The following is a 21386-nucleotide window of genomic DNA, read 5'->3' as shown; positions in this document are numbered from 1 at the left end:
GTGGGTCCGCGCAGCAGGGAGGGAGGGAGGGAAGGAAGGAGCGGGAGGCGGCCACCGCCCCGAAGTGGCCGGCGGGTCGCAGGTAGCGCCGACCGGACTCCCGTCCGCGTTATCGCCGCAGGGAAAAACACCCCAGCCGGTATTTTCGAAGACCCTCGCAGGTACGACGATTCGGCACGGCAGGTCGAAGGGCTCGGGCGGGTGGGCGATTTCTGACCGTCCGGGTCCCGCCCGAGCCGTTCGGGGTCAACGGCCGGCGGTCTCCGGCTCCAACACGAAGACAGGGACCACCCGGTCCGTCTTCGTCTGGTATTCGGCGTAGTCCGGCCAGACCTCGACCGCGCGGGACCACCACAGCTCCCGCTCCGCGCCCTCGACCTCGCGGGCCGTCATGTCCTGGCGCACGCCGCCGCCCTGGAGCTCGACCCGCGGATGCGCGACCAGGTTGTGGTACCAGGTCGGATTCTTGGGCGCGCCGACGCGACGGACGAGGCCGCGCCGCTCCAGCACCTGGACCTGGACCTGTCGCGTGACGTGCGGGCCGACCACCGTGATCCAGCACTCTCCGTATCCACCCTGCGCGGCAGCAGCCGGGCGGCAGGATTCCTCGCGGCTTTCGACCGGCTGCCCGCGCGGCCATCGAGGCTGGTCAGGGGGCTTCTCGGGTGGTGGGGCAGCCCAGCGACGAGTTCTGCCCGCCCGTGCTCTGGTCCTTCTCAAGGATCGCGCCCTTGACCAGTTGCCCACGGATCGACTCGTCGGCGTGCAGGACGGCGTCGGCATCGAGTCCTCGGTGGCGCAGTAACAGAGGTCAAGTAACAGAGGTCAACTGACCCGATGGGGCCGGTCGGATCGAAGCTGTGCCGGTCCGGCCGGCCTCATTGTTTTGCAGAACGTGTCCGGCCCCGACGGAGACGTCGGGGCCGGACACGTTCTGGGCAGGTCGGGTGGATCGGCTCCCAGGAGCACCCCACGCCGTGCCGCCCGCTAGCCGGCGTGGAGGGCGAGGGTCGGGGAGAGTCGGGAGGCCCGGACGGCCGGGTAGAGGCCTGCGACCGTACCGATGAGCAAGGTGGCGGCGAAGCCCCCGGTGACGGCCCACAAGGGGATCACCCAGGGCAGGCCGCCCGAGGCGGCGAAGGCGTAGGTGGCGGTCGCGCCCAGGGCCACGCCGGCCAGCCCGCCCAGTCCGGAGAGCAGGAGGGACTCCGTCACGAACTGGAGACGGATCTGGCCCCTGGTGGCGCCCAGGGAGCGGCGCAGTCCGATCTCGTGGCGCCTCTCCAGCACTGAGATGATCATCGTGTTGGCGACCCCGACGCCGCCGACCAGGAGTGCCACCCCGCCCAGTCCGAGCAGGAGGTCGGTGAACGCCCCCTCGGTGGCGGCCTTGGCCTGGAGTGCCGCGGAGGGGTCGGTGACCTGCACGTTGTGCGGGTTCTGCGGGTCGACGGTGCGTGGGATCAGCGCGCGGACGGCGCCGACCGTCTGGTCCGTCGACCGTTCGTAGATCTGGGTCGGGTGGCCGTCGAAGCCCAGCAGCGCGCCGGCGCCGTCCCAGCCGACCAGGGCGGCCCGTTCGATCTCGGGAGCCAGCGGCAGCGGGTCGAGGATGCCGATGACGGTGAAGTACTGGCCGCCGATGTGGACCTGCTGGCCGGGGGCGGCGATACCCAGGCGCCGGGCCGCGACGTGTCCGAGAACCGTCGACGGGTAGCGCCCGTTGGCCTCGTTGAGCCAGGTGCCCGAGCCGACCGCGCCGCGCACGACGTCCAGCAGTCCTTCGGTGGCGGCCTTCACGGTGATGCCGCCGGTTTCGTCGTTGGGGATCTTCTCACTGCGTCTGACGGACTGCGCCAGGTCCCCGGTCGCGCCGACCTGCTCGACCCCGGGGACGCGGCTCAGCATGCCGATCGACTCCTCGGGCAGCTTCACCTTCTCGCCGAACAGCCCCTGCCCAGGGGATGCCACCAGCAGGTTGGTGCCCAACTGGTCGAGTTGCCGGAGGAGTTGGGCCTTACTGGAGGAGGAGATGCCGACCACCGCGATCATGGTGGCGATGCCGATGGCGATGCCCAGCGCGGACAGCACCACCCGCAGCGGCCGGGTGCGCAGGCCGGCCGAGCCGACGTGGAGGACGTCGCGGGGGCCGAGCCGGGCCGGGGAGAGCCGTGTGCGACTCATCGCTCCCCACCCCGATCGGCCGGGTCTGCGGCGCCCGTGCGCAGATCCGCCACGACGCGGCCGTCGCGGATGCGGACCTGGCGTGGCAGGCTCTCGGCGATCTCGCCGTCATGGGTGATCACCGCGATGGTGGCACCCTCGGCGTTGAGGTCGTAGAGCAGCTCCATCACCGCTTCGCTCGAGGCGGAGTCCAGCGCGCCGGTCGGCTCGTCGGCCAGCAGCAGGTCCGGTTCGCCGACCACCGCCCGGGCGATGGCCACCCGCTGCCGCTGGCCGCCCGACAGCTCGTGCGGACGGTGGTGCATCCGGTCCGCGAGCCCGACCCGCTCCAGGGCCAGGGCCGCGCGCCTGCGGCGCTGGGCGCGCGGCAGGCCCGAGTAGAGCAGGCCCTCGGCGACGTTGTCCCGGGCGCTGACCCCGGCCACCAGGTGGAAGGACTGGAAGACGAAGCCGATGTGCCGGGCGCGCAGGGCGGACAGCCTGCGGTCGGAGAGGGCGGCGACGTCGTGGCCCGCCAGGGTGACGGATCCGGCGCTGGGCCGGTCCAGGGTGCCGACGATGTGCAGCAGGGTGGACTTGCCCGACCCCGAAGGGCCGACGATGGCGAGCAGTTCGCCGCGTCCGATGCGCAGGTCCACTCCGTGCAGCGCCGTGACCCCGCCCGGATACTCCTTGGTGACCTGGTTCAACTCGACCACCGCGCTCATGACTTGGGCACCCCGACCTTCATCCCCTCGGTCAGGTCGGTCCCGCTGACCTCGACCCGGCCCTGTCCGAACATGCCGAGCTGGACCGGGACTTCGCGCACCTTCCCGTTCTCCACGACCTGGACGCCGAAGCCCCCGCCGGACAGCGCGAGCAGTGCGTTGACCGGTACGGTCAGCACGTCCTTGTGGACCTCGCCTTCGAGCTCGACGGTGACGGGCGCCTGGTCGAAGCCCTCCGCCTGCCCCGGGTCGTCGAAGACCACCCGGGCGGTGATCTTGGCGGGCTTGTCCGGGGAGCCCTGCTCCTTGCCGTCCTCACCGATGGTGCGGTCCACGGAGGCGACCTTGCCCTTGGCCCTGGCGCCGCCGGGCAGGTCGACCTCGACCCGGGTGCCGGGCTTGGCGAGGTCGGCCCGGGAGACCTCGATCTTGATCTGCACCTGCCGTTCGGAACCGGTGGCGGTGAGGACCGGCTTGCCGGGAGCTGCCTGGTCGCCGACGGCCGCGTCGTTCTTCTTGATCCGCACCGGAGCGGGCGAGAAGGCGATCTGCTCGGGGCCGATCTCGCCGGTCTGGGCCAGGCCGTGGGCCTTCTGCCAGCGCTTGACCGCTTCCGCCGTACCGGCGGTGAACTTCTCGTCCGCGGCCAGCCCCTTGCCGTAGCCCAGGTCGCGGAGGTTCTCCTTCAGCTGTCTGACGTCCGGCCCCTCGTCGCCGGCCTTCAGCGTCCGGTACATCGGGCGCTCGCCGACCATGAGCCGGACCTTCCGGCCGTCGACCTCGTAGAGAACCCCGTCGCGTTTCACCACCGCGCCGGCCTCCGGGAGCCAGGTGAGGGTGCCCGGCACACCGGCGTTGATCCGGCGCTCCTCGGCGTAACCGAGGACCCCGTCCACCCTGGTCCGACTGCTCAGGTCCTGCCGCTCCACCGAGCCCGTGCTCGGCGGCAGCCCGTCCGTGCGGTCCACGCCGGCGTTGCCGCCGCCTCCGGTCCGCGAGAGGGCCGTGACCCCGCCCGCCAGCGTGACCGAGGTGGCCAGCACGGCGATCAGGTACGTCCGGCGGCTGCGCCCGCGCTCACTGCGCATTCTGACCACTGCACGCCTTGTTCGCCTGGTCGAACCTGTCCTTCTCGGCGCCCTCCGGGATCTTCATCGCCGATCCCGACATCGCCGAGTCGCCGTCGAAATTCGGGTCCGGCATGTCCACACCGTTACCGCGCATGCACCGGGCGAATTCGAGGGCCTTGTCCTTGTCGGCCTGGGACATCTTCGCGCCACCCGCGCCACCGACTCCCCCGCAGGCCTTGAGGGCTTCCGCCATCTTGTCCTGGCCGCCCTCCAGGACCATGGCCCGCGGGTCCTGGCCCGGCTCGGGCTCCTTCACCTGGGCGCCGTGTTCGCGCAGACACTTACGGTGCTCGTAGGCCTGGTCCGCCGCCGCGCCCTTGCCCGACGAGTCCGAGCCGCCGCCCCCGCCGGAGCCCGTGGCGCCTCCGCCGCAGGCCGTGGCGAACAGCGCGATCCCCGCCACCAGCGCGGCCGCCGCGCCGTACCTGTGATTCCGCATGTGGTTCCGCATGGAATTCCTCCGTGTCCGATGACGAGTGGCCGATGACGAGTGGCCGATGACGAGTGGCCGACCGCTCCGGCCACGCAGAGGCTGGCACGCACCCGCATTTCGCCGCTGTCAGCCGAGACCTTTACGGCGACGAAAGGTGGGTCTCAGGTACACCTGGTGTCATGCGTGTACTGATCGTGGAGGACGAGGAATTCCTGGCGGACATGATCGCCGAGGGATTGCGGCGCGACGCCCTGGCCGTCGACGTCGTGTACAACGGCGCCGACGCGCTGGAGCGGCTGAGGCTCACCGACTACGCCGTGCTCGTACTCGACCGCGACCTGCCCGGGGCGCACGGCGACGAGGTGTGCCAGAGCGTCGTCGAGCAGCGGCTGCTGACCCGGGTGCTGATGCTCACCGCCTCCGGTACCGTCCGCGACCGCGTCGACGGCCTGGACCTGGGCGCGGACGACTACCTCACCAAGCCGTTCGCCTACGAGGAGCTGCTGGCCCGGGTCCTGGCGCTCGGCCGCCGCACCCACCCCGCCCTTCCGCCGGTCATCGAACGTGCGGGCATCACCCTCGACACCGCTCGCCGCCAGGCCTTCCGGGAGGGCCGCTACCTCGCCCTGTCCCGCAAGGAGTTCGGCGTACTGGAGGTGCTGATGCAGGCCGAGGGCGCCGTGGTCTGCGGTGATGACCTGATCGAGCAGGTGTGGGAGCGGAACATGGGATACCGCACCAACGCGGTTCGGGTCGTCCTCAGCAAACTCCGCGCCAAGCTCGGCGAGCCCTCGGTCATCGACACCGTGCCCGGCCACGGCTACCGCATCGGCGTCCCGGCATGAGGCGCTTCGCCTCGGTCGGCCTGAACCGGCCTCCGCTGCCCGGCCGACCACGCCCGCGGCTGCCGGGCGGGGAACGGGGCCGGCTGACCATGCTCTACGGCGGGCTGCTCGTCCTCGCCGGGGCCATGCTCATCTTCCTGGTCAACTTCCTGGTCCGGGAGGGCCTGTACACCTCGATCAGCACGGCCGTCGCCGTCGAACCGCGACTGGCCACACTGGCGACCCCGGACCCCGCCGCGGCGAAATCCCTCACGATGGGAACCGCTTCACCCGCGAACGCTCCACCCGGAACCGCCCCCGCCGACGGCGGACAGTCCCACTTCCAGGCCGTCAAGGTCGTCACCCAGGCCGCCGAGCAGGCAGCCCAGAACCAGCTGCTGACCGTCTCCCTGATCGCTCTGGCCGCCTTCGCCGTCATCTCGGTGGCGCTCGCCTGGTGGATGTCGGGGCGGGTGCTGCGCCCGGTGGCGGTGATCACCAACACGGCGCGGCGGCTCTCGGGTGAGAACCTGCACGAGCGGATCGCCCTCGACGCACCCCCGGGCGAGCTCAAACAGCTCGCCGACACCTTCGACGCCATGCTCGACCGCATGGAACAACTGGTGGGTGCGCAGCAGCGGTTCGCGGCCAACGCCGCGCACGAACTGCGGACTCCGCTCGCGGTGCAGCGGGCCGCGGCCGAAATCGGGCTGGCCACCGAGGATCCGGCCGCCGTCGCCCGGGTCCGCCGCAAACTGATCGAGGTCTCCGAGAGCAGCGAACGGCTCATCGAGGGCCTGCTGTTGCTGTCCGTCTCCGACCAGAGGCTGGACCGGCGCGAACCGGTCGCACTGGACGAGCTGGCCCGCGCGGTGGCCGCCGAGTGCGACGCCTCGCAGGAAGCCCGGGAGAACCGCGTCACCGTCCGGACCGACACCGCCCCCGTGTCCGTCGAGGGTGATCCGGTGCTGCTGGCACACCTGGTGCGCAACCTGGTCGGCAACGCCCTGCGCTACAACCACGACGGCGGCCGGGTCGAGGTCGGCGTGCACGACGGTGTCCTGGAGGTCGCCAACACCGGTCCCCAGGTGCCGCCGGAGACCGTCCCCTATCTCTTCGAGCCCTTCCGCCGCCTCCGGGAGCGTCGGCACAGCCCGGGTGAGGGCGCGGGCCTGGGCCTGTCCATCGTCGCCTCCATCGCGCGCGCCCATCACGCCGTCGTCACCGCCGTCCCCGCCGGCACGGGCGGACTGCGGGTCCGGGTCGAGTTCCCCACGACCTGATCCGCCGGCCCGGGGGCCCGGGCGCGGAGCAGCAGATCCGCAGGGCGGGGGCACTGCTCGGGGAAACTGAAGGTGTAGCCGTTGGACGTGGGGTTCCTCACGCGTTGGCGGGGGTGGCGACTGTTCGGCGGAGTCGCCACGGCGACGGAACCACCGTCCGTCGCGCGGTTTCCGGGCCTGTGAGCTGCGTATGAGCGTTTCGCAACAACCTCACCGATCCCTGCTCCACGGCCTCCTGCGCAGGTCGGAGGGCCGGATACTGGTGGATATGTCACGGGTACTGCTGATCGAGGACGACGCGTCGGTGCGCGAGGCGCTGGCCCTGGGCCTGCGCCGCCAGGGCCACGAGGTGCGGATGGCCGCCACCGGCGAGGACGGCCTGGAGCAGGTGTTCCGGGAGCCTCCGGAGATCGTGGTGCTGGATCTGATGCTGCCCGGGATCGACGGCTTCGAGGTGTGCCGGCGGCTGCGCACGCACGGGAGTGTCCCGGTGATCATGCTGACCGCGCGAGGGGACGACATCGACACCGTCCTCGGCCTGGAGTACGGGGCCGACGACTACGTGGTCAAGCCCGCGCAGTCCAGGGTCCTCGACGCCCGGATCAAGGCCGTCCTGCGCCGCACCACCAACGTGTCCCCCGCGCCCGGGGTGGCCGAGGCGGTGCGGGAGGTGCACGGCGACCTGGTGCTGGACCGGGCCGCGCTGACCGTCGCCAAACGCGGCACCCCGCTGCCCCTGGCACCCGGCGAGCTGCGCCTGCTGCTGGAGCTGTCCGCCGCGCCGGGCCGGGTCTTCAGCCGGGAGCAGCTGCTGGACTCCGTCTGGGGCCTGGGCCGCCAGGAGGACATCCGCCTGGTCGACGCCGGGGTGAACCGGCTGCGCGCGAAGCTGGAGGACGACCCCTCCGTGCCCCGCTACCTCCAGACCGTGCGCGGTTTCGGCTACCGATTCGGCCCCCTGTGACCACCCCGCCGCACACACCGGAGCACCCCTCGGCCGAAACCCGGACGCGCGGAGCCGCGAACGGCACCGCCCGTGCCGACGACCGGCCGGACCGCCCCGACGCCTCCCGCTTCCTCCGGTGGCGCCGGGCCGTCCTGGGGCTGCGTCCGCGGATGCTCGCCGCGTTCGTCGCCACCGCCGCCGTCAGCGCCCTGGCCACCTCCGCACTCACCTACCAGGCCGCCACCGGCTCCACCCTCGACCTGACCCAGGACACCGCCCTGGACGAGCTGCGCCGCCGCGTCGACGTCCTGGCCCCCGCCCTGCCCTTCCCCCCGACCCAGGCCGAACTCGACCGCCTGTCCCTCCGGCTCTCGGGCACCGGCGGCTTCCGCGACTGGCACGTCCTGGCCCGCTACGGCGCCGCCCACTCCGAGTGGACCGCCGCCGTCACCATCCCGGCCGCCCTCCAGGACACCGTCGGCTCGGGCCACGGCGCCTTCCAGCGATTCACCGCCGACGGGCACTCCTGGCTCGCGGTCGGCGTCCCCGTCACCCACACCACCCACACCACCGCCGGCCCCGCCACCCCGGCCGCAAGAGCCGGCGACCTGTCCGGGCTGACCGTCTACGCCCTCCTGCCCCTGGACCGCGAACAGGAGGCCACCAGCACCCTGCTGGCCGCCGCCACCGGCGCCGGCGTGTTCGCCGCCGTACTGGCCGCCGGACTCGCCCTGCTCGCCACCCGCCAGGTCCTGCGCCCCGTCCGCGCCCTGGGCGACGCCGCCCAGGCCCTCGCCCAGGGACGGCTCGACACCCGCCTCGCCGTCTCCGGTCACGACGAACTCGCCCAGCTGTCCAAGACGTTCAACCACACCGCCCGCACCCTCCAGGGCACCATCGAGGAGCTTCGGGCGGTCGAGAGCCAGGGCCGCCGGTTCGCCGCCGACGTCTCCCACGAACTGCGCACCCCGCTGGCCGCCATGGCCGCCGTCACCGACATCCTCGACGAGGACGCCGAACACCTGCCCGCCGACACCGCGACCGCCCTGCGCATGATCAGCAACGAGACCGGCCGCCTCACCCGCCTGGTCAACGACCTCATCGAGATCTCCCGCATGGACGCCGGCGCCGCCCCGCTGCGCACCGAGGACGTGGACGCCGCGGAAGCCGTACGCGCCACCCTCGACCTGCGCGGCTGGAGCGACCGGATCGAGCTGGACCTGCCCGCCGCCCTGCCCGTCCGCCTCGACGCACGCCGCTTCGACGTCATCGTCGCCAATCTGGCCGGCAACGCCCTGCGCCACGGCCGCCCGCCCGTACGCCTCACCCTCACCACCCGTGACCCGCGGCCGGGATCCGACCTGGTGCTGACCGTCACCGACCGCGGCCCGGGCATCCCGCCCGCCGAACTCCCGCACCTGTTCGACCGCTTCTACAAGGCCGACAGGGCCCGCACCCGCTCCGAGGGCAGCGGGCTCGGCCTGGCCATCGCCCAGGAGAACGCCCGCCTGCACGGCGGCTTCATCGAGGCCGCCAACGCCCCCGGCAGCGGCGCGGTGTTCACCCTCGTCCTGCCCCGCGGACCCCTGACGAAGGACGCCCCATGACCATCCGCCTCCGCTCGACCGCCGCAGCGGCGCTGCTCCTCACGGCCTGCGGCTGCGCGATCCCCGACACGGCGGGCGCGGTGAAGTCGGGCAAGCCCGCCACCGGGATCGAGTCCGGCACCCGGCTGTACTTCCTCAGCCCCCAGGGAATCCGCCTGACGATCAGGCCGGGCACCGAACGCGAAGGCCTCCAGCAGACCCTGGACGCCCTCATGGCAGGCCCCACCCAGACGGAGCAGCACACCGGTCTCGGCACCGCCCTGCCCGCCTCCGGCAAGGTCACCGCCGCCGGCGAGGACGGCACCGTCACCCTGCGCCTGTCCTGGCCGACCTCCGCGCTGAGCCCCTACGCCATCCAGCAGCTGGTCTGCACCGCCGAGGACGCCCCCGCGACCACCGCGACCGCCCCCCGGATCGCCGTGGTCAGCAGCGACGCCCCCGGACCGGTCTTCGCGCAGTGCGACCTCCACCACACCGGCTGAAGCCGACGGAACCCGACCTGGAAGGTCGCACGAGGCCTCGCCACACACCTCGGTGAGGACGCCCGCCCGGGCTCAGCGAGCCGGATCACCGGCACCGGCTGCCTACCTGTCTGCCTGCCTGCCCGCCCGCGACGGTCTGGGACAGGTCCCGAAGCCCGGCCCGAACGCACGCAGGCACAGCGCGGATCCGGCCACCGCGCCTCAGGGAAGGGACAGTTGGGTGACGTCCACGACGGCACCCGGCGCCGTCGGCGCGATCAGCGGCAGCACCAGCCACAGTGCGGCGAGCGCGCCCAGGGTGCTCACGGCCGCCAGGACCCCGGGGCGGCCGCGGGCCCAGCGGGCCCGGTAGCGGACGGGGTCCTCCAGCAGTGCCTTCAACCCGGCCGCGACCGCCACCGCCAGCCCGCCCAGCCACAACATCCGGGCCCAGCCCTCCAGGCGGGGACCAGCGTGGTCCAGGAGCAGGATCAGCGGCCAGTGCCACAGGTACAGGCCGTACGAGAGCCCGCCCAGTACCGTCAGCGGGCGCCAGCTCAGCACCCTGCCCAGCGGGGACGCCGGGACGTGCGCGAGCAGGGCGATCAGCGCGGCCGCCGCCGCCGAGTGCAACAGCAACCCGCCGCGGAACAGGACGAGCTGCCCCGTCCCCGAGGCCAGCGCCCACCCGGCGGCCAGCAGGCCCGCCGGGATCAGCGCCAGCCGGCCCGCGGCGGGCCCCGGCAACCGCGCCACCCGCAGCCGCACCGCCGGAGTGGCCGCGAGCGCGCCGAGCAGCAGGGCGAACACCCGGGTGTCGGTGCCCTCGTAGACCCGGGTGGTGTCCATCGGGTCGACGAGCAGCGCCATCAGCGCCGCGGACACCAGCGCACCGACCAGCGCCACGCCGGCCACCGCGACGGCACCCGCGGTCCGGCGCAGCCGCAACAGAAGCAGCACCAGCGGTGGCCACAGCAGGTAGAACTGCTCCTCCACCGCGATGCTCCACAGGTGGGTGAACACCCGGGTCGGGTTCGCCTGGAAGTAACCGACCTGCGCGTCGATGAAATGCCAGTTCGCGAGGTTGGCCACCACCCAGGGGGCGTCCTGGTGCGCGAAGCGGGCCATGGCCGCCGTGCCCAGCACGGAGGCCAGCACCATCGCCGAGCCCAGGGCCAGGGCGAGGGCGGGCATCAGCCGCCTGGCCCGGCGGCCCCAGAAGGCCGCCAGGTCGATCCGGCCGCCGTTCTCCCCGGCCTCCCGCAGCAACAGCCCCGTGATGAGGAAGCCGGAGAGCACGAAGAACAGGTCGACCCCCAGGAACCCGCCGGGGAAGTCCCCGAGGTGGAACAGGAGGACCCCGAGGACGGCCAGCCCGCGCAGGCCGTCCAGGGCCGGGACGTGGGAGCGGCGGGAGCCGGAGCGCGCGGCGGTCCCCGGGCCCGGCCGGCGGCGGGACACGCGCGCGTTCCCCCGCCGGGCCGTCGGCGAGGCGGTCTTCATCTCGGACACCGGCTCAGGCGCAGTTCAGCTGGGCGAACACATCCGACTTGGTCCAGTCGCCGTTGGCCCAGCTCTTGGGATCGGCGGGCGAGAACCCGGCCAGCTTGCCCACCTCGGTGGTGAACCACTGCGCGAACTTCGCCGTGCCCTGCTGGCAGGAGTGCGTCCTGTCGTTCGAACGCTGCGCCTGCGGGGCCTTGAAGTCGGTGCCCCACAAGGCGGAGGCGTCGAGGAAGAAGGCATCGCCGGGGTGCGCGGCGACGGCCGCCTTCGCCGCCCCCGGAGCGGACTCGATGTCGGCCCTGTGCGGGGCGTAGAAGTCATCGCCCGTGTCGAACGGCGGAGTGGTGACGATCACCAGACGGGCACCCGCGGCCTTGACCGTGTCGATCAGCTTCTCGTACGCCTGCTGCTGCGCCTGCGGGCCGCCCCAGTCGTAGGTGGTGATCTGGTAGGCCACCAGCTCGGGGCGGACCGACGTGAGCCGGGAGGCGACGTCGCCGCTGGACATCGCCACCGGTCCGACCGCTGCGCCGCCGCCGTCGGCGGCGACGGAGGTGAGCTCGATGCCGGTGGACTTGAGCGCGGCGGCCAGCGGCAGCGCCTCCCCGACGGCGATGGAGTCCCCCATCCACAGGATCCTTGAGGGCTTCTTCAACCCTCCGGCGCCGGGCACCGACGACGGCCGCTCCGCGCCGGCCCCGGCCTTCGCCGGCCCCGGGCCACCCCCGTCCTCGGCCGGGGAGCTTCCGCAGGAGGTCAGGGCGAGGGCGCCGGCGAGGACGGCAGCGCAGAGGATGCCACCCCGGCGCAGGCCGCGGCCAACGGCGTGGGTGTCGTGGTCATGGGACGTTCGGTGTTCGTAGGTCATGCGGAAGAAGCTAGGAGACCTCTTTTCGCGCCGTTTGACCGTTGTGTCACCGCGGTTCGACGGCCTCATGAGCATCCCGTAACCGACGTCCCCGAGGGGCGGGTCCAACGCGTCCACACGGCGTGGCCGGTGCCGATGACGAACACCTCCCGGCAGCCGTCACGGAAGTGGTACGTCGCCGTGCCGCCACGGCAGGCGCCGGCACAGGTGCGCTGCTGCCGATCGTGTGTTTCGAACGGCCCGGAGACGGCACGAGGGCCTGTTCCCGCGCAGATGCGCGGGAACAGGCCCTCGTGGGTCACTCCGGTTGCCCCTGTCCGGCCCCCGGGGTGAGGGGAAGCCGAGTGGTCGGCTTAGTACCAGTGGTTGGCCTGCCAGAAGTTCCAGGCCGCGTTCGGGCTGCCGTAGCGGGTGTTCATGTAGTCCAGCGACCACTTGATCTGGGTGGACGGGTTGGTCTTCCAGTCCGCGCCGGCCGAGGCCATCTTGGAGGCCGGCAGCGCCTGGCCCAGACCGTACGAGCCCGAGCTCGGGTTGGTCGCCGTGACGTTCCAGCCCGACTCGTGGGAGATGATCTGGCTGAACGAGGCCAGCTGGTCCGCCGGCACGATCTGCGCGGCGATGGCCTGCGGGGAGGCGTCCGCGGCCGAGGCGACGGCGGGGACCACGGCGGCACCCAGGGCGGTCACACCGGCGGCACCGGCAAGAATCACGGCAGTGGTACGCATACGGAACTTGAAAGCGGGCATATAGAGCAAGACCTCAATCAGTTGGGCCGGCGTCACTCCCCGCCTCGACCGTGGCCGGACAGGGGCCGAACGGTCGCGGGGTGTGACTCGGCGGTAAGCCGTTCACCGGTGGGACAGGAGCCGGTGTGGCTGGCGATGAATGCCAAGTTGCCAGACCGGATCGGCGCTCGCCAAGACCCCTCCGCTACGATCCGCCGTCGTAGCGAAGCGACCGGCACTGGTTCGAGGGGCGGGCCGCCCGGAGCGCGCCGACCCCGCTCCGCCTGCACAAACACCCCCCAATAACCCACCAAACAGTTGCAAAATAGTGCAAAACGGACACCACTATCCGTCGTCGTACACCGCATTCACATGTGAGCGCACTCACGGCCCCAACCCCGGCGCCATCACCGACCGGCCCGCCGCCACCACGCCGAGTCACCGCCGATCGGCCGCCATTGAGACCGCCACCACACCCGGCCGACGCGGGAACGGCACCACAGGGCGTCGCCACAGCTGACGGCCCCCTGGCCGGCAGGGCGGCGGTCGGGCAGGGCGCGAAGCCGTCACGGGATCCCGGCCGGGCCACCGAGACGCCCGTCCGTCCCGCCGGCATACCCCGCTCCGAAGACGCCCCGGCGTCGTTCGTGGCCGGGTGCGAGTCGCCAGGCATCTCGACGCGGCCCATGCGGCCCATGCGACCCATGCGACCCATGCGGCCGGCGGAGCCCCGAGGGCTTCAGGCGTACAGCGCGATCCTGGGCTGGACCGTGCCCGGGCCGGCCTTGACGACGGTGAGCCGGTACCGCTGGGTGAGGGTGTGATGGCTGTGGAGGACCAGTTTCGCCCGGGTGAGGTCCGTGTACAGCGTTCCGGTCTGGCTGGCCAGCCGCACGGTCCTCCAGTGGCCGCCGGTCAGGACCTCGAGCTTGATGTCCGTCGGGGCGAGGAAGGGCCCGTCGTCCGGTGACTCGACGAGGATCTGCGGGGCGACGGTCCGGTCCGCCGACGAGTCGTTGCGGTAGGTGACAGTCATCGGGTGCGCCGCGTGGTCGGATGGCAGCGGCCGGTCCGGCAGGCCGACGAACGAGACCGGCGCGACAGCGGCCACCACCTGCGGGGCGAGGACCCCCGTGGCGAGCGCCGGCGACGGCATCGTGAACGGCGCGGCCAACACGGCGGCGAGGGCGGTCGGGGCCAGAGCCCGGCGGAGGACCTTCCAGGTGGGCATGGCGTCTCCTTCGGTCATCGACGGCGCTCCCGGGAAGTTCACCGGCGGCCGGGCGATCACCCGCCCACCGAGCGCTCCACGGCTGGACGGACTGCCGCCGCCGGGCAGCCCGGACCGTACCCATCCACCCTGCACACCAATGGCCCAACGCGCATCCGCACCGGACCGGCGGCCCCGCCCAGGGCCCTCCAGGAGCGAGCACTGCAAGCAGGCCAGGTCACACCTTCGGGCCCCTCACCGGACGGCAAGAAGCACCGGCCACCGCGCTGGTGGCCGATGCTTCGCCCCGTCGGACCCCGGGTTGCTCCACCAGTGCTCGCGGTGGTCGCAGCGCAGGTCGTACCCCGGCGGGAAGGGCGTCACTGCGGGTGCAGGTGACGTGCCCCGGTCACCGGTGACGACGGCACCGCCCGTGGCCCTGTTGAACACGGCCACGGGCCACTGACGGCTGACCCCGTACCACGGCAGATCGCCCTGTCCACGAGTACGGGCGCTCATCCGCAGGTTCACCTATCCTCACAACAAGGGGTAGCGCCGAGGTAAGCCCAGAAGCCGCCAGTACTTGATCTTGGTGGGTGTGGTGCTCGGTCCGTTCAACGCAGGCTGGCAACCGGGAGCGCGTTGACACGGTTCTCGTACTCGCGGCGGGCCTTGCGCTGGGCCGGGACCGCCGTGGTGCCGTCGAGGGACTGGCAGCGGTCGAGGAGTTGGCGGTGGACCGCGGGCACGGCAGTGACGCAAAGGGTGTAGCCCTGGCCGCACCGTACGGTCACGCCCTGGTCGAGCGTGACGCGCTCGACGGGCTCCAACTCGGCGGCGCGGAGGAAGTCGGCGACCTTGCCCGGCATGTCGAGGACGATCGGCAGTTCCGGGGCCGGGGCGCCTGGGTCGGCGGGTGTGTACTCGGGCAGGAGGTCCACGACGGCAGTGCGGATGGCGCCGCGGCTGACATCATGCTCGCGGGCGAGGGCCGCGATGGACCGGCGTTCCAGGTACGCGGTGCGTACGGCGTCGGTCTTCGCGGCCGGGACGGCGGGGCGGCGCCCGCCCTTGTTGCCCTTCGCCTCGGCGGCCCGCAGCCCGTCGTGGGTCAGTTCGCGCTGAAGGTCGCGCTGGAGTTCGCCGGCGGCGGCGAGGGTCTGCACCATGAATTTCACGGTGGACAGCAGCTCGCCGGTACGCGGGTGGCGGGCGGTGAGGTCCATCGCGGAGAACGCGCCATCGTGGATGCGCAGGGCGAGGCGGTCGCGGTGCAGGACGTCGAGCACGTCGAGGATGTGCCCGGTGCCGCGCACCAGGCGGAACATCTCGGAGATGTGCACAGCGTCGCCTGGCCGCGCGTACGCGAGCAGCTCGCCGAACTTCGGCCGCTCCAGCGGATGAAGGCGGCTGGAGGTCCCGGCCTGTTCCTCGAAGACAACCGGGGCCTCGATCCCGGCCTCGTCCAGCACCAGGTTCTGGCGGTCGGTCGACTGCTGGTCGGTCGACACCCGCTTGTAGACCAGGTTGGCCATGCTGCTCCCCATTGTGGTGGTCGCATTCGACCCTAGCTGTCAGCAAACCCTGTCATCATCCGTCATCGGATCTGATTGGATCTGCGCCGCCGCCGGGCCCCGGAAAGCCCGGGTTCATTGGACGTCCGCCGCGCCTGTCGCCATTCGATCCTTTGACGACACGGAGGACGGACAGGACGTCCCGGCCGGAGCCCATCACTCTTCGCGCACCTGGTAGTTATGTGTGCGAGGAGGATCGGACCGGATTCGCGGTAGCGGGCTGAGGGCTGCGTTCGGTACAGGCGTCCGTGCGTTCGTGCGTTCGTCTAACGGTGGTTTTGCCGGAAGGGAGCGACGGTGCCGTACCTTCCCGTGAAGCCGTGGCGAGCTATTGATACTGGTGCTCTCGCGCTTGGCAGTCAGGATGGCTGGACTTGGTCGAAGAGGGCGAGGGCTTCGGCAGGGTCCGGGCTCACGAGGCGTTCCAGACCGGCCGTCGTGATCTTCGCCCACCTGCCGGCCCGTGCCCACATCTGTTCCTCGAAGGCGCGGACGGCCTCGTCCAGATCTCCAGGGCCGGTGGCGATGGACTCGGCGAGTTCGGCGCCTTCCAGCATCGCGAGGTTCGCGCCCGCCCCCAAGGGGGGCATCAGGTGGGCGGCGTCGCCCAGGAGCGTCACCCCGGGCACGTGGACCCACGTGTGGGACACGGGTAGGACGTAGAGGGGGCGGTGGACGAAAGCGGTGCCGTGGCGGAGGAGGTCGAGGACGGGAGCGGCCCAGCCGTCGAACAGAGCCAGCAGGCTCGATCGCACGGCGTCGACGTCGGCCAGGTCCAGGTTCGTGTGCCAGTCCAGCGGCGCGCGGAACTTGGCGTACACCTTGACGTGGCCGCCGCTGTTGCGCTGGGCGACGAGAGCTCGGTTCACACCGTACACAGCCACGGAACCGTCGCCGATCAACCGGGCGAGGTCAGGGTGGCGGGTGTCGACGTCGTCGAGGAAGGTCTCGACCGAGGTGACGCCGGTGTAGTGCGGCGTCACCGACGAGACCGCCGGACGGATCCGGGACCAGGCGCCGTCCGCGCCGACCACGAGGTCGAACGTCTCCTGCCGCCCGTCCGCGAAATGGACCAGTACGCCATCCCGGGTCCCCGGCACCACCTCCGTCACGCCCCGCCCCCACTGAACGTCCAGAGGCCCGAGCAGCAGGTCACGAAGTTGCCCGCGGTCGATCTCGGGATTGGCCCGGTCATCTGGACGGGGTTGCCAGTCGCGCAGGACGGTCCCGTCCGTGTCCAGGATGCGCATGGCCTGTCCCTCGGGACGGGACAGCTCCTGGAACTCCGCCAGCAGCCCCGCCTTGTCCAGCGCGAGCTGGCCCAGCCCTTCGTGCAGGTCCAGGGTGCCGCCCGGGGGGCGGGCGTCGGGGGCGGGATCGCGTTCGAGGACGGTGACGGGGTGGCCATGGCGGTGCAGGACGCGGGCGAAGGTAAGGCCGGCGGGGCCGCTCCCGACCACAGCGATACGATGTCTCATATCGATACACTGTATTTGCTCATTACGATGCATCGCAACAGTTCGGAGTGACCATGACCGTGTGGGACCGGCCGGAGCCGCCGACTCGCCCCGTGCCGCTCGACCGGGAGCGGATCGTCGCCGCCGCCATCGCGCTGGCCGACGAGGGCGGCCTTGCGGCGGTGTCGTTGCGCAAGGTCGCCGCCCGGCTGGAGGCCGGCCCGATGCGGCTGTACGGATATATCTCCACCAAGGAGGAGCTGTTCGACCTCATGGTGGACGAGGTCCAGGCCGAGATTCTCCCCGAGGAACAGCCCGGTGACTGGCGGGAGGCGCTGGGCGTCCTCGCCCACCGCACCAGGCAGGCCGCCCTCCGTCACGAATGGCTGGCCGACCTGCTCGGCGGCCGCCCGGCCTTCGGCCCGAACGGCCTCGCCGTGGCCGAGTCCACCCTGTCCGCCCTTGACGGCCTCGCCGACATCGACACCGTCATGCGCGCCGTGGAGACGGTCAGCGCCTACTTCACGGGCGCGATCAGGCGCGAGATCACGAATCTGCGGGCCGAGCGCGCCACGGGCCTGTCCAAGCACGACTGGCAGCGCGCCCGCGGCCCGCACCTGACGAGAATGCTGGCCACGGGCCGCTTCCCGGCGCTGACCAAGGCCGTGTACGAGGGCACGGACGTGGACGCCGAGGCATCCTTCGCGACCGGCCTGGACTGGGTCCTCGACGCCGTGGCCGCCAAACTCGCCCGGCCGCCGGCGTGACGCTCAGCTCCTGCCGAATGCGAGCGAGGCGGAGGGCCGTACTGCTCAACGGGCATGACAGGGTCCTTCACAGAGGTGACGGTCAGGCGGCTGTGCTGAAGCCGGAGGCGGCCGGGTCCTGGTCCCGAAGCTGGGTGAAGTCGACGTCGAGTTTCGGGTCGTACGCCTCGGGCTGGATACCGAGTTCGTGGGTGGAGTACTCGCCGAATCGTTTGATGTGCTCGGTCAGGTACGGCGAGATGTGGGCCAGGTCCTCCGGGTCGATCTCCCAGCCCTCCTCCAGGAGCTGGCGGATGATCTCCGCGATATCCAGGGCGTTGTGGAAGATCACCGCGTTCGTGAGCAGGGCGTTGAACTTCATCGCCTTCTCCTGCTCGATGGGGTCGTTGTCGGCGAGGACGCCCTGATTGCCGAAGCCGACCCACTGGGAGAACCGGTTGAACGACTCGACCTTGTTGGTCGCCGCGGTCACCCGCCGGCGAAGCGGCGCGTCCGAGAGGTAGCGCAGCAGCTGCACCGTGCGGATCACGCGGCCGACCTCGCGGAAGGCGGTGTAGGTGGAGTTCTTGTGCGAGCCCGACCGCAGCCGCTTGAGCAGCGTCGAGGACGAGATGGCGCCCTCCCGCACGGACACGGCCACCTTCATCAGGTGCCGGAACTGGGACTCGATCAGATCCCAGTCGATGACGTTCTTGCCCGGCTCGCCGAACAGGGAGTCGATGTGGACGTATTCGCTTTGCTTGGACGGACGGTAGAAGGTCAGGCCCTTCCAGTTCCTGATCCTGGGCATCAGATCGAAGCCCAGCAGATGCGCCAGGGCGAAAACGGGCACGCTCTGGCCCTGGGTGTCGGCGTGCACGGTGGTCGGCTTGACCTCGGAGGTGTTCTTGAGGAGGCCCTCGATGATGTAGACGGCCTCCCACACCCCGCACGGGATGAAGTGCGTGAACAGCGCGATATTGATCAGGTCGGATCCTGGGTCACACCTCGCCATGGTCGCGATGTGTACCGTCATCATGCCCGGACCCGGCCACCACCTCGCCGACCAGCACCAGCATCGGCCGGATCGCGAACTACAGCTGTCGTGAGAACACGGAAACCCTGCTCAGCAACCAGAAAGCGCTGCTGGTGCCAAGGCCGTAGGCGAGGTGGGCGGTCAGATCATCACCCAGCGTCTTGGCGTCGTATGTCCAGATGGGTTTGTAGAGTCCCGCGATCGGAAGCACCACGTATCCGCTGAGCCACACGAGCGCACCGTACGGGAGCCCGTAGAGGACGTGGGGCTTGCGCAGCGAGGCACTGACGGCGCCGTAGAAGGCCGCGTTGCCCACTCCGTAAGCCCAGTGCATGAACGTGCTGACGGGGAACGCCGCGCTGTCCGGCAGCTCGCGCCGGGTGAAGGCCTCGACCAGACGCTTTCCGACCTGCCCTGGGTCCGGCGCCTCCTGCCAGGTGCGGACCGGGGCGAACTCCCAGTGCAGGGCGTTGCGTTCGCCACCGACCCGGCGCTGGCGCAGGAACCGCGCGGCGTCCATGCAGACGGTGCCGACCACTCCCGCCGCCAGGCCCGCACCGACAGCGCCAAGCGGGGTCAGCTGCTTGCGAGTGCGCATATGTCGATCGCTCCCGATCCCGGTTCTTTCAGAAGCCGGCGCTCTGGCCGCCGTCGACACACAGGACCTCGCCGGTGACGAACGAGGCCTGTTCGAGGTTCATGATCGTCGAGGTTCATGATCGCCTCACCGACGACGGCGTACCCGCGCCTGCGGCACGCGTCCGGCGGCGGTGCCCACCGGTTCTCACCCTACTCGTCGCCGCGCCCCGGCGCCGCGCAGAGCTCATCGGGTGCGGCCGGCGGCCGACCATACGACGCTGGAGGAACCGGCCTGTCGAGCGCGGGAGGAGCACAGGTCATGGCCGTTCTGATCGCCGTGAACGTCGGCATGCCCAAGGACGTCCCCTGGCAGGGCAGGACCACCCGCACCGGCATCTGGAAGCACCCCGTCGCCGGGCCCGTGATGGCGCGCCGGCTCAACCTGGACGGCGACGGGCAGGGTGACCTCACCGGGCACGGCGGCGAGCAACGTGCCGTACTGGTCTACCAGTTGAGCTCCTACCGCCATTGGCAGGAGCACCTGAAACGGGACGACTTCACGTACGGCCAGTTCGGCGAGAACCTCACCGTGGACGGACTCGCCGACGACGAGGTGTGCGTCGGTGACCGCTACGGGATCGGCGGTGCGGTCTTCGAGGTCACCCAACCCCGCGTGACGTGCTACCGCGTGGGGTTGCGGCTCGGCGAGCCGCAGATGGCCGCCCTGCTGGTGTCCCATCGCCGCCCAGGCTTCTACATGCGGGTGCTGACCGAAGGGCGGGTGCGGGCCGGGGACGAGATCGTGAAGATCGCCTCGGGCCCCGAGGAGATGACCGTCGCGGAGATCGACGCGCTGCTCTACCTGCCCGGCCACGCCCGGCCACAGCTCGAACGGGCCCTGCGCATCACCGCGTTGAGCCCCGGCTGGAAGACGTCGCTGCGAGCCCTGCTCGACGACGCGGACCGCGGCTCCGGCGCCGCGGGTGGAAACCGCGGGCTGACCACCAGCAGCCCGCCGCCGGCCTGGCCCGGGTTCCGTCGGCTCGAAGTCTCCCGCATCGAGCCGGAGAGCGCGGGCATCTTCTCGCTCACTCTGGCGGCGGTCGACGGCGAGCCCCTCCCCGCCGCTCTGCCGGGGCAGTTCCTCACGGTCCGCCTGCGGCCGGACCCCCAGGCCTCCCCGGTCATCCGCAACTACTCGCTCTCCGGCCGGCCGGGCGCCGAAACGTACCGCATCAGTGTCAAGCAGGAGCCGAACGGTGTCGCCAGCACCTACCTGCGCCAGCACGTGAAGGTGGGTGACGTCCTCGATGTCGCCGCCCCGCGCGGCACGTTCCTGCTCACGGACGCGGACACTCCGGTCCTGCTGCTGTCCGCCGGTGTCGGCGCCACCCCGGTCCTGGCCATGCTGCACGCCCTGGCCGCGGAGCACTCGCAGCGCGCGGTGTGGTGGCTGCACGCGGCCCGGGACGGCGAGAACCACCCGTTCGCCGACGAAGTGCGCGCACTGCTCGCCCAACTGCCCGCACGCCGGTCGTTCGTCTCCTACAGTCGTCCGTCCGGCGCCGACCGCCCGGGTGTCGACTACACGGTCAGCGGGCGGTTCAGTCCCGAGCGGATCCGCGGCCTGGAGCCGCCTCCGGACGCCGACGCCTACATCTGCGGACCGAACGCGTTCATGCGGGACATGACCGGAGCCCTTCAGGCCTGCGGCCTGCCGTCCTCCCGGATCCACACCGAGGTCTTCGGGGCCACGTCCGCCGTCACCCCCGGCCTGGTGACCGGACCCGCCCGGGCACCGCACCAGCCGGCCGCTCCTCCCGCCGGCCGCCCGGGACCGTCCGTAGCCTTCGCGCGCACCGGGCTGATCGTCCCCTGGCACCCTGACTACGGCACGCTGCTCGGACTCGCCGAGGCGTGCGACGTGCCCGTACGCTGGTCCTGCCGCACCGGAATCTGCCACACCTGCGAGACCGCGCTCCTCTCCGGCCACGTCGAGTACGCCCCGCAGCCCCTGGAGCCCCCCGCCACGGGAAGCGCGCTCATCTGCTGCTCGACGCCCCCGGCCGACGTGGTCCTGGACATGTAACCGGAGGTGTCCGTGACC

20 protein-coding genes are annotated in these 21386 nt (G+C 71.6%); 7 read left to right on the top strand and 13 right to left on the bottom strand.

All coding sequences use genetic code 11. The annotated features are described in order from the left end of the window. Positions 1-246: 246 nt before the first annotated feature. The 5 genes from AB0O82_RS31130 to AB0O82_RS31110 all read right to left on the bottom strand — a co-directional run bounded on the left by AB0O82_RS31130 (position 247) and on the right by AB0O82_RS31110 (position 4472). Positions 247-783 carry a nitroreductase/quinone reductase family protein gene (locus AB0O82_RS31130; protein ID WP_363587247.1) on the bottom strand — a complete coding sequence of 179 codons (537 nt, stop codon included), beginning with the start codon at positions 781-783 and terminating at the stop codon, positions 247-249. A gap of 204 nt (positions 784-987) precedes the next feature. Next, on the bottom strand, positions 988-2184 hold the full coding sequence (locus AB0O82_RS31125; RefSeq protein WP_363587246.1) for an ABC transporter permease: 1197 nt from the start codon (positions 2182-2184) through the stop codon (positions 988-990). Continuing rightward, positions 2181-2891 carry an ABC transporter ATP-binding protein gene (locus AB0O82_RS31120; RefSeq protein ID WP_363587245.1) on the bottom strand — a complete coding sequence of 237 codons (711 nt, stop codon included), beginning with the start codon at positions 2889-2891 and terminating at the stop codon, positions 2181-2183. Before AB0O82_RS31120 ends, AB0O82_RS31125 begins: the two co-directional genes overlap by 4 nt. Then, positions 2888-3979: a peptidoglycan-binding protein gene (locus tag AB0O82_RS31115; RefSeq protein WP_363587244.1), complete on the bottom strand. Its 1092-nt coding sequence runs from the start codon at positions 3977-3979 to the stop codon at positions 2888-2890. Before AB0O82_RS31115 ends, AB0O82_RS31120 begins: the two co-directional genes overlap by 4 nt. Next, entirely contained in the window at positions 3969-4472 is a 504-nt protein-coding gene (locus tag AB0O82_RS31110; RefSeq protein WP_363587243.1) for a hypothetical protein, read from the bottom strand. Before AB0O82_RS31110 ends, AB0O82_RS31115 begins: the two co-directional genes overlap by 11 nt. 161 nt (positions 4473-4633) lie before the next feature. Between AB0O82_RS31110 and AB0O82_RS31105 the strand changes: the two genes are divergently transcribed. The 5 genes from AB0O82_RS31105 to AB0O82_RS31085 all read left to right on the top strand — a co-directional run bounded on the left by AB0O82_RS31105 (position 4634) and on the right by AB0O82_RS31085 (position 9596). After that, entirely contained in the window at positions 4634-5299 is a 666-nt protein-coding gene (locus tag AB0O82_RS31105; RefSeq protein ID WP_363587242.1) for a response regulator transcription factor, read from the top strand. An 89-nt stretch (positions 5300-5388) separates the two neighbouring features. Next, positions 5389-6561: an ATP-binding protein gene (locus AB0O82_RS31100; protein ID WP_363587256.1), complete on the top strand. Its 1173-nt coding sequence runs from the start codon at positions 5389-5391 to the stop codon at positions 6559-6561. Positions 6562-6829: 268 nt separating this feature from the next. Beyond that, positions 6830-7525 (top strand): response regulator transcription factor, encoded by a 696-nt coding sequence (locus AB0O82_RS31095; RefSeq protein WP_363587241.1) that lies wholly within the window; start codon positions 6830-6832, stop codon positions 7523-7525. After that, positions 7522-9114, top strand: a complete 1593-nt coding sequence (locus tag AB0O82_RS31090) for a HAMP domain-containing sensor histidine kinase (RefSeq protein ID WP_363587240.1) — start codon at positions 7522-7524, stop codon at positions 9112-9114. The genes AB0O82_RS31095 and AB0O82_RS31090 overlap by 4 nt, the downstream gene beginning before the upstream one ends. Further along, positions 9111-9596: a GerMN domain-containing protein gene (locus AB0O82_RS31085; protein WP_363587239.1), complete on the top strand. Its 486-nt coding sequence runs from the start codon at positions 9111-9113 to the stop codon at positions 9594-9596. The genes AB0O82_RS31090 and AB0O82_RS31085 overlap by 4 nt, the downstream gene beginning before the upstream one ends. Before the next feature lie 201 nt (positions 9597-9797). Here the strand turns inward: AB0O82_RS31085 and AB0O82_RS31080 are convergent, their stop codons facing one another. The 6 genes from AB0O82_RS31080 to AB0O82_RS31055 form a co-directional block, all read right to left on the bottom strand. Beyond that, positions 9798-11036: an acyltransferase gene (locus AB0O82_RS31080; protein WP_363587238.1), complete on the bottom strand. Its 1239-nt coding sequence runs from the start codon at positions 11034-11036 to the stop codon at positions 9798-9800. Positions 11037-11091: 55 nt separating this feature from the next. Further along, complete coding sequence (locus AB0O82_RS31075) at positions 11092-11949, bottom strand: SGNH/GDSL hydrolase family protein (protein WP_363587237.1); 858 nt, start codon at positions 11947-11949, stop codon at positions 11092-11094. 353 nt (positions 11950-12302) lie between these two features. After that, positions 12303-12677, bottom strand: a complete 375-nt coding sequence (locus AB0O82_RS31070) for a transglycosylase SLT domain-containing protein (protein WP_363587236.1) — start codon at positions 12675-12677, stop codon at positions 12303-12305. 739 nt (positions 12678-13416) lie between these two features. Continuing rightward, positions 13417-13908 (bottom strand): signal peptide protein, encoded by a 492-nt coding sequence (locus tag AB0O82_RS31065; RefSeq protein WP_363587235.1) that lies wholly within the window; start codon positions 13906-13908, stop codon positions 13417-13419. A gap of 593 nt (positions 13909-14501) precedes the next feature. After that, a complete protein-coding gene (locus AB0O82_RS31060) occupies positions 14502-15422 on the bottom strand; it encodes a recombinase family protein (RefSeq protein WP_363587234.1) in 921 nt (306 codons plus the stop codon). Between the two features lie 398 nt (positions 15423-15820). Then, complete coding sequence (locus AB0O82_RS31055) at positions 15821-16939, bottom strand: NAD(P)/FAD-dependent oxidoreductase (protein ID WP_363587233.1); 1119 nt, start codon at positions 16937-16939, stop codon at positions 15821-15823. Positions 16940-16992: 53 nt separating this feature from the next. Here AB0O82_RS31055 and AB0O82_RS31050 point away from each other — a divergent pair, with 53 nt between their 5' ends. After that, on the top strand, positions 16993-17685 hold the full coding sequence (locus AB0O82_RS31050; protein WP_363587232.1) for a TetR/AcrR family transcriptional regulator: 693 nt from the start codon (positions 16993-16995) through the stop codon (positions 17683-17685). Between the two features lie 82 nt (positions 17686-17767). Here AB0O82_RS31050 and AB0O82_RS31045 read toward each other — a convergent pair whose 3' ends face one another. Together AB0O82_RS31045 and AB0O82_RS31040 are read right to left on the bottom strand one after the other, a co-directional pair. Then, a complete protein-coding gene (locus tag AB0O82_RS31045; RefSeq protein WP_363587231.1) occupies positions 17768-18679 on the bottom strand; it encodes a Tn3 family transposase in 912 nt (303 codons plus the stop codon). A 79-nt stretch (positions 18680-18758) separates the two neighbouring features. After that, positions 18759-19298, bottom strand: coding sequence for a hypothetical protein (locus AB0O82_RS31040; protein ID WP_363587230.1), 540 nt, complete (start codon positions 19296-19298; stop codon positions 18759-18761). A gap of 300 nt (positions 19299-19598) precedes the next feature. Here AB0O82_RS31040 and AB0O82_RS31035 point away from each other — a divergent pair, with 300 nt between their 5' ends. After that, positions 19599-21368, top strand: coding sequence for an MOSC and FAD-binding oxidoreductase domain-containing protein (locus AB0O82_RS31035; RefSeq protein WP_363587229.1), 1770 nt, complete (start codon positions 19599-19601; stop codon positions 21366-21368). Positions 21369-21386 lie beyond the last annotated feature (18 nt).

Origin of the sequence: Kitasatospora sp. NPDC088264, from assembly GCF_040685715.1 — a bacterium.
Classification (GTDB): Bacteria; Actinomycetota; Actinomycetes; order Streptomycetales; family Streptomycetaceae; genus Kitasatospora.
The sequence above is the reverse complement of the archived record's forward strand: the minus strand, read 5'-3'. Positions and strand labels throughout refer to the sequence as shown.